This is a genomic window from Clostridium sp. ZBS15, from assembly GCF_023845705.1.
Lineage (GTDB): Bacteria > Bacillota > Clostridia > Clostridiales > Clostridiaceae > Clostridium > Clostridium aquiflavi.
The window spans coordinates 21,283-27,343 of the sequence record NZ_JAMQHY010000057.1 but is presented as its reverse complement, the minus strand read 5'-3'; the positions used below and the strand labels follow the sequence as shown (position 1 = coordinate 27,343).

The 6,061-nt window shown below is 33.5% G+C and carries 12 protein-coding genes; all 12 read left to right on the top strand.

The features are described 5' to 3' along the window. Positions 1–486: 486 nt before the first annotated feature. The 12 genes from rpsJ (at position 487) to rplN (ending at position 6,054) form a co-directional block, all read left to right on the top strand. Positions 487–795, top strand: a complete 309-nt coding sequence (gene rpsJ, locus NG904_RS15385; protein ID WP_002582605.1) for a 30S ribosomal protein S10 — start codon at positions 487–489, stop codon at positions 793–795. Positions 796–865: 70 nt separating this feature from the next. After that, on the top strand, positions 866–1,495 hold the full coding sequence (gene rplC / locus NG904_RS15380; protein WP_252232521.1) for a 50S ribosomal protein L3: 630 nt from the start codon (positions 866–868) through the stop codon (positions 1,493–1,495). A 25-nt stretch (positions 1,496–1,520) separates the two neighbouring features. Beyond that, complete coding sequence (gene rplD, locus NG904_RS15375; protein ID WP_252215000.1) at positions 1,521–2,141, top strand: 50S ribosomal protein L4; 621 nt, start codon at positions 1,521–1,523, stop codon at positions 2,139–2,141. Further along, on the top strand, positions 2,141–2,437 hold the full coding sequence (gene rplW / locus NG904_RS15370; protein WP_012423941.1) for a 50S ribosomal protein L23: 297 nt from the start codon (positions 2,141–2,143) through the stop codon (positions 2,435–2,437). Before rplD ends, rplW begins: the two co-directional genes overlap by 1 nt. 58 nt (positions 2,438–2,495) lie before the next feature. Next, positions 2,496–3,329 carry a 50S ribosomal protein L2 gene (gene rplB / locus NG904_RS15365; RefSeq protein WP_252215003.1) on the top strand — a complete coding sequence of 278 codons (834 nt, stop codon included), beginning with the start codon at positions 2,496–2,498 and terminating at the stop codon, positions 3,327–3,329. A 67-nt stretch (positions 3,330–3,396) separates the two neighbouring features. After that, positions 3,397–3,675: a 30S ribosomal protein S19 gene (gene rpsS / locus NG904_RS15360; protein ID WP_003373804.1), complete on the top strand. Its 279-nt coding sequence runs from the start codon at positions 3,397–3,399 to the stop codon at positions 3,673–3,675. A 20-nt stretch (positions 3,676–3,695) separates the two neighbouring features. Next, complete coding sequence (gene rplV, locus NG904_RS15355; protein WP_252215007.1) at positions 3,696–4,031, top strand: 50S ribosomal protein L22; 336 nt, start codon at positions 3,696–3,698, stop codon at positions 4,029–4,031. A gap of 18 nt (positions 4,032–4,049) precedes the next feature. Then, positions 4,050–4,715 carry a 30S ribosomal protein S3 gene (rpsC, locus tag NG904_RS15350; protein ID WP_252232520.1) on the top strand — a complete coding sequence of 222 codons (666 nt, stop codon included), beginning with the start codon at positions 4,050–4,052 and terminating at the stop codon, positions 4,713–4,715. A 17-nt stretch (positions 4,716–4,732) separates the two neighbouring features. Beyond that, complete coding sequence (gene rplP, locus NG904_RS15345; RefSeq protein WP_003372978.1) at positions 4,733–5,167, top strand: 50S ribosomal protein L16; 435 nt, start codon at positions 4,733–4,735, stop codon at positions 5,165–5,167. Then, positions 5,167–5,379 carry a 50S ribosomal protein L29 gene (gene rpmC / locus NG904_RS15340; protein ID WP_012423239.1) on the top strand — a complete coding sequence of 71 codons (213 nt, stop codon included), beginning with the start codon at positions 5,167–5,169 and terminating at the stop codon, positions 5,377–5,379. The genes rplP and rpmC overlap by 1 nt, the downstream gene beginning before the upstream one ends. A 23-nt stretch (positions 5,380–5,402) precedes the next feature. Further along, complete coding sequence (gene rpsQ, locus NG904_RS15335; protein ID WP_252215016.1) at positions 5,403–5,657, top strand: 30S ribosomal protein S17; 255 nt, start codon at positions 5,403–5,405, stop codon at positions 5,655–5,657. Positions 5,658–5,685: 28 nt separating this feature from the next. Then, the gene (gene rplN, locus NG904_RS15330; RefSeq protein ID WP_003373072.1) at positions 5,686–6,054 is read left to right on the top strand and encodes a 50S ribosomal protein L14; all 369 of its coding nucleotides are present in this window, start codon (positions 5,686–5,688) and stop codon (positions 6,052–6,054) included. The last annotated feature ends 7 nt before the right edge of the window (positions 6,055–6,061 follow it).

Below are 6,061 nucleotides of genomic sequence, written 5' to 3'. Positions count from 1 at the left end.
TAACGCTTAATTTTAATAATTATTATAAATTCTAATTAGAATAATGAATAAGGTAGAGAAAAGACGTTTTCTCTACCTTATTTTTATATTTAAAGATAAAAAATAAAAAAACTAATATAAGTAATATAATACAATAAATAAATAAAATAAATATATTGAAATTTATAAGAAATACTATTAGAATAATAAAAGAAACGAAAACGAAAAAAGCAAAAATATTAAATGAGTAAAAACTTGAAGAAAAGTATAAAAAAAACTTGAAAAATATTTTTAATGATAGTATAATGAAGAAGTTGCATAGCATACAGCGATGAATCAAGAGGTTGCCGGACTTCCGGGTAATTCTTGATGAGTAGTTTGGATCTAGAATCCGACGACAGGGATTGTATAATTTTGTGGCGAGTGATGAAACACCCGGTGCAGTTTATAGAATAACCGCTGTTGTGCGTTAGAAGTAAAGCGTACATGAAAAGGAGGGAAACCATAATGTCAAAGCAAAAAATAAGAATCAGATTAAAAGCTTTTGATCATACAATATTAGATCAATCAGCTGAGAAAATTGTAGAAACTGCAAAAACATCAGGAGCTAAAGTAGTAGGACCAGTTCCACTACCAACTGAAAAAGATGTTGTTACAATATTAAGAGCGGTTCACAAATATAAAGATTCAAGAGAACAATTCGAAATAAGAACTCATAAGAGATTAATCGACATAGTTAATCCATCACCTAAGACTGTTGATGCATTAATGAGATTAAATCTTCCAGCAGGTGTGGATATAGAAATTAAATTATAAGCTGGAAAATAAAAAAATGAACTATTATGATTGGAAACAGTCCGCTAATTAGTTTGGGAGGTGTAAATACATGAAAAAAGCTATAATAGGTAAGAAAATAGGGATGACTCAAATCTTCAATGAAGCAGGAAAAGTTATTCCAGTTACAGTAGTAGAAGCTGGTCCATGTGTTGTTGTTCAAAAGAAAACTGTAGAAAAAGACGGTTATGAAGCAATACAAGTTGGTTTTGGTGATATAAGAGAAAAATTAGTTAACAAGCCAGCTAAAGGACATTTTGAAAAAGCAGGAGTTGTTTTAAAGAGAACTTTAAAAGAATTCAGACTTGAAGATGTAAGCCAATATGAAGTTGGTCAAGAAATCAAAGCTGATGTATTTGAAATTGGAGACAAAATTGACGTATCAGGAGTTTCTAAAGGTAAGGGATTCCAAGGTGTTATCAAAAGATGGAACCAACAAAGAGGTCCTATGACTCATGGTTCTAAGTTTAAAAGAGCACCAGGTTCAATGGGAGCTTCATCAGACCCATCTAGAACATTCAAAAATAAGAGAATGCCTGGACATATGGGTTGTGTTAATACAACAGTAATGAACTTAGAAATAGTTAAAGTAATAGCTGAAAAGAACTTATTATTAATAAAGGGTGGAATCCCAGGACCTAACAAAGGTACAGTAGTAATAAGAAACGCAGTTAAAGCTTAATTTCTGAAGGAAAGGAGGAGACATAATGCCTACAGTAGGGTTATTTAATCAAGAAGGAAAACAAGTTGGAGATATCCAATTAAATGCAAATGTATTTGAAGTAGAAGTAAATAAACACGCATTACATCAAGTAGTAGTTGCTTTATTAGCTAATAAGAGACAAGGAACTCAATCAGCTAAGACTAGAACTGAGGTAAGAGGAGGCGGAATCAAGCCTTGGAGACAAAAAGGTACTGGTAGAGCAAGACAAGGTTCTATTAGAGCACCTCAATGGATCAAAGGTGGTATTGTATTCGCACCAAAGCCAAGAGATTACAGAGTTTCAATTCCAAAGAGCATGAGAAGAGTTGCTATGAAGTCAGCATTAACTAGCAAAGTTAACGATGGACAAATGGTAGTTTTAGAATCATTATCTTTTGAAGCTCCAAAGACTAAGCAATTTATAGAAATGTTAAATGCATTCAATGCAAAGAAAACATTAATAATAACTGCTGAATCAAACGAAGCTGTATATAAATCAGCAAGAAATATTCAAGGGGTTAGTGTTATCCCAGTAAACAACATCAACGTATATGATTTATTAAAATTTGAAAAATTAATCATAACTAAAGATGCTGTATCAAAAATTGAGGAGGTGTACGCATAATGAAATTAACAAGCCATGATATAATAAGAAAGCCTGTTATCACTGAAAAGAGTATGGCTGCTATGGCAGAAAAAAAGTACACTTTCATGGTTCACGTAAATGCTAATAAGTCTCAAGTAAAGAGAGCTGTGGAAGAAGTTTTTGATGTTAAAGTTAAAGACGTTAACACTATAAACGGTTTAGGAAAAACTAAAAGAATGGGCGTACATGTAGGAAAGAGATCTGACTACAAGAAAGCTATTGTTACATTAACTGAAGAAAGCAAAGCTATAGAATTCTTCGACGGATTACAATAGTATATTAAGGCCATTATTGGTGAAATGCCAGAAAAGCTGAAAAAAGGAGGGAATTGTAATGGCAGTTAAAAAGTTTAACCCGATTACACCATCAAGAAGACAAATGACTATGCCTACATTTGAAGAAATAACTTCACAACAACCGGAAAAGTCACTTCTTGTATCATTAAAGAGTAAAGCAGGTAGAAATGCTCAAGGTAAGATTACTGTAAGACACCGTGGCGGCGGAGTTAAGAGAAAATACAGAATCATAGACTTTAAAAGAAATAAAGATTCAATTCCAGCAAAGGTTGCAACTATAGAATATGATCCAAATAGATCAGCTTATATTGCACTTGTTGTTTACACAGATGGAGAAAAAAGATACATACTTGCTCCAGCAGGATTAAATGTTGGTGATGTTATAGTATCAGGTCCAGATGCAGATATCAAAGCAGGTAATGCTCTTCCATTAAAGAACATACCAGTTGGTACAGTTATTCATAATATCGAATTACAAAAAGGTAAGGGTGGTCAATTAGTTAGAGCGGCTGGTAATTCAGCACAATTAATGGCTAAAGAAGGAAACTACGCAACTTTAAGATTACCTTCAGGTGAAATGAGATATGTAAGAATAGAATGTAGAGCAACAATCGGAACAGTGTCTAACCCAACAAACGATATAGTTAATATCGGTAAAGCTGGTAGAAAAAGACATATGGGATGGAGACCTACAGTTAGAGGTTCTGTTATGAATCCTAACGATCACCCTCACGGTGGTGGTGAAGGTAAAGCACCAGTTGGTAGACCAAGTCCAGTTACTCCATGGGGTAAACCAGCACTTGGATACAAAACAAGAAAGAATAAGAAATATTCTGATAGATTTATTATCAAGGGTAGAAACGCTAAGTAGTTTGAAGAGAAATTTTTATTCTCTTCTAGCTTATTGTTACTAAGGTTTATGAAGGGAGGCAATATTAGTGAGTAGATCAACAAAAAAAGCACCTTTTGTGCATGAAGGACTTTTAAAGAAGATAGAAGAAATGAATGCAAGTGGAGATAAGAAAGTTGTTAAGACTTGGTCAAGAAGTTCAACAATCTATCCACAAATGATAGGTCATACAATTGCAGTTCATGACGGAAGAAAACATGTTCCAGTTTATTTATCAGAAGATATGGTTGGACACAAGTTAGGCGAGTTCGTATTAACTAGAACTTATAGAGGTCATGTGGCAGATAAAACATCAAAAAGAAAGTAGCCTGGAAAGGAGGAACATAAATGGAAGCTAGAGCTATAGCTAAATATATTAGAATGTCTCCAATGAAAGTTAGAGTAATTCTTGATTTAATAAGAGGAAAACAAGTTAAAGAAGCTTTTGCTATTTTAGAATATACTCCAAGAGAAGCAGCAGTAGTAATTAAAAAAGTTTTAAAATCAGCTGTTGCAAATGCAGAAAATAATTTAGAATTAAATGCTGACAACTTATATGTTTCAGAAGCTTTTGTTGGTGAAGGTCCAATACTTAAGAGATTCAGACCAATGGATCACGGTAAGGCATTCAGAATCAACAAAAGAACTAGTCATGTAACAGTAGTTGTAAAAGAAAGAGCTTAAAGAAGGAGGGAAAGTTAAGTGGGTCAAAAAGTACATCCTCACGGTCTTAGAGTAGGCGTTATCAAGGGATGGGATGCAAAGTGGTATGCTAATAAAAAGGACTTTGCTGACAATCTTATAGAAGATAACCAAATTAGAAAATTTGTTAAAAAAGAACTTTTCTCAGCTGGGATTTCTAAAATAGAAATCGAAAGAGCTGCTAAAAGAGTTAAATTAAATATATATACTGCTAAACCTGGTGTCGTAATAGGAAAAGGTGGATCAGGAATTGAAAGTTTAAAAAAGAAATTAACTAATTATATTAGTGGAAAAAATATACTAATAAATATAGTTGAAGTTAAAAGTGTAGAAGCTGAAGCACAATTAATGGCTGAAAACATAGCTGCACAATTAGAAAAGAGAATTTCATTCAGAAGAGCTATGAAGCAAACAATGCAAAGAGCTATGAGACATGGAATAAAAGGTGTAAAAACTTCTTGTTCTGGTAGATTAGGTGGAGCTGAAATAGCAAGAACTGAACACTATCATGAAGGAACAATCCCACTACAAACATTAAGAGCTGATATTGATTATGGATTTGCTGAAGCAAATACAACATATGGAAAAATTGGTGTTAAGGTTTGGGTTTATAAAGGTGAAGTTCTTCCAACAAAGAAAGTAGAAAAGGAAGAAGCTAACGCGTAAGAAAGGAGGAATAGATCATGTTAATGCCTAAAAGAGTAAAGCATCGTAAGGTACAACGTGGTAGAATGAAAGGTAGAGCTACAAGAGGTAACTTCTTAGCTTATGGAGATTTTGGTCTTCAAGCTACAACTTGTGGATGGATAACAAGCAATCAAATCGAAGCTGCCAGAATTGCTATCAACAGATATATAAAAAGAGGAGGAAAACTTTGGATAAAGATTTTCCCAGATAAACCAGTAACAGAAAAACCAGCTGAAACAAGAATGGGATCAGGTAAAGGATCACCAGAATATTGGGTAGCTGTTGTTAAACCTGATAGAGTAGTTTTTGAACTATCTGGAGTTACTGAAGATGTGGCAAGAGAAGCAATGAGACTTGCATCACATAAACTTCCTGTAAGAACTAAGTTTGTTACAAGAAGAGATTTTGAGGAAATGGGTGGTGAAAAATAATGAAGGCTAGAGAATTAAAAGAATTAAGATCAAGCAATCCTCAAGATTTAACATTAAAGTTAGGAGATCTTAAAGCAGAGTTATTCAATTTAAGATTTCAATTAGCTACAGGACAATTAGAAAATCCTATGAGAATTAGAGAAGTAAAGAAATCTATAGCCCAAATAAAGACCATCTTAAGAGAAGACGAAATGAGGGCATTAGAACAGTAAATCTGGAAGGAGGGTAAGCCCGAATGGAAAGAACGTTAAGAAAGAAAAGAACTGGTAGAGTTGTTTCAGATAAAATGGATAAAACAGTAGTAGTAGCTGTCGAAACTAAGGTTAGACATCCACTATACGGAAAAACAGTTAACAAGACTACAAAGTTTAAGGTTCATGATGAAAATAATGAAGCTAAAATTAATGATAGAGTATTAATAATGGAAACTAGACCTTTATCTAAAGATAAAAGATGGAGACTTGTTGAAATAGTAGAAAAAGCTAAATAGGCTTTAATACTGAAAGGAGGGTAATTGTATGATACAACCACAAACTTTACTTAAAGTTGCAGATAATTCAGGTGCAAAAGAAATTATGTGCATAAGAGTACTAGGTGGATCAAAAAGAAAATTTGGTAATATAAGTGACGTTATTGTAGCTAGCGTTAAAAGTGCAACACCAGGCGGAGTTGTTAAAAAAGGCGAGGTTGTTAAGGCTGTTATAGTTAGATCAGCAAAAGGATTAAGAAGAGCGGACGGTTCATATATTAAATTTGATGAAAATGCTGCAGTTATCATTAAAGACGATAAACAACCAAGAGGTACTCGTATCTTTGGACCTGTTGCTAGGGAGCTAAGAGATAAAGAATTTAACAAGATTCTATCATTAGCACCAGAAGTTCTATAAGAGGAGG

Bases quoted from the DNA above. Each gene is read 5' to 3' on its own strand.
- rpsJ (WP_002582605.1), top strand. From the start codon at position 487: ATGTCAAAGCAAAAAATAAGAATCAGATTAAAAGCTTTTGATCATACA.
- rplC (WP_252232521.1), top strand. From the start codon at position 866: ATGAAAAAAGCTATAATAGGTAAGAAAATAGGGATGACTCAAATCTTC.
- rplD (WP_252215000.1), top strand. From the start codon at position 1,521: ATGCCTACAGTAGGGTTATTTAATCAAGAAGGAAAACAAGTTGGAGAT.
- rplW (WP_012423941.1), top strand. From the start codon at position 2,141: ATGAAATTAACAAGCCATGATATAATAAGAAAGCCTGTTATCACTGAA.
- rplB (WP_252215003.1), top strand. From the start codon at position 2,496: ATGGCAGTTAAAAAGTTTAACCCGATTACACCATCAAGAAGACAAATG.
- rplV (WP_252215007.1), top strand. From the start codon at position 3,696: ATGGAAGCTAGAGCTATAGCTAAATATATTAGAATGTCTCCAATGAAA.
- rplP (WP_003372978.1), top strand. From the start codon at position 4,733: ATGTTAATGCCTAAAAGAGTAAAGCATCGTAAGGTACAACGTGGTAGA.
- rpmC (WP_012423239.1), top strand. From the start codon at position 5,167: ATGAAGGCTAGAGAATTAAAAGAATTAAGATCAAGCAATCCTCAAGAT.
- rpsQ (WP_252215016.1), top strand. From the start codon at position 5,403: ATGGAAAGAACGTTAAGAAAGAAAAGAACTGGTAGAGTTGTTTCAGAT.
- rplN (WP_003373072.1), top strand. From the start codon at position 5,686: ATGATACAACCACAAACTTTACTTAAAGTTGCAGATAATTCAGGTGCA.